Annotated in this window: 1 protein-coding gene; it reads right to left on the bottom strand. The window is 77.0% G+C overall.

Going from position 1 to position 897, the window contains the following annotated elements; translation table 11 throughout:
* A partial coding sequence (locus ABFX54_RS56650; protein WP_346115619.1) for an FtsX-like permease family protein occupies window positions 1–897 on the bottom strand: 897 nt, incomplete at both ends.

The raw sequence follows: 897 nt of genomic DNA, 5'->3' as shown, positions 1-897 counted from the left end.
CGCCCGAGCGCGCCCAGCTCGGGCCCGTCCGGCGGCCCCGACAGCCGCAGGTCGGCGCCGGCCTGGTGCCGGGCCTGGTCGAGCTGCGAGGAACGCCAGGTGGCGGTGGTGGCCAGGGAGACGATGCCGATCGCGATGGCCATGGTGAGCAGCAGCGCGGGGCCCGCGTACTTGAGCGGTCGCCGGCTGACCTGCCAGGCTCCGAGCGCGGGCGCGAGGGCGGGCCGCCTGGAGGTCACCCGTTCGGCCAGCCTGGAGACCCGCGGCACCAGCCGCAGCCCCAGCATGCCGCCGGTCAGCAGGGCCAGCGCGGGCCCGGAGATGATCAGCGGGTCGATGCCCAGCCCACCCTGCGCGGTGGCGGTCACGGGCGCGCCGTAGCGCTGGAGCTGCCAGATGGCCAGCCCGGCCACGACCAGCAGCGCCAGGTCGGCGCCCGCCCGCTCGATCAGCCCGCGCCCGCCGCCGCGCCCGCGCGCCGACTGCTCCTCCACGTACGTACGCCGCGCGCCGGCCAGCGCGGGCAGCATCAGCAGCACGGCCGCGGCCAGCGCCACCCCGGACGACACGAGGAACGTGCCCAGATCCGCGACCGGCGCGAGCCGCACGCCCGAGGCCCTGATCCAGGGCAGCATGGTGACCAGCGTGAGCAGCGGTGGCCCGAGGAACGGCGCCACGATCGCGCAGGGCAGCGCCACCAGCAGCGCCTCACCGCCCGCCAGCGCCGCCAGCCGCACCGTGCCCGCGCCGCGCGAACGCAGCAGCGCCACCTCCATCCGGCGGTGGTCGGCCAGCAGCCGCGCGGTCAGCATCAGCGCGTACGCGGCCAGCAGCAGCAGTTGCAGCACCGGGATCAGCATGGTCGAGCGGGCCACCAGCGAGGCGGTGCCGAGCTGG

Origin of the sequence: Nonomuraea maheshkhaliensis (assembly GCF_039529435.1) — a bacterium.
GTDB classification, from domain to species: Bacteria; Actinomycetota; Actinomycetes; order Streptosporangiales; family Streptosporangiaceae; genus Nonomuraea; species Nonomuraea maheshkhaliensis.
Note: the sequence above shows the minus strand (reverse complement) of the source record. Positions and strands in the feature narration are given on the sequence as shown.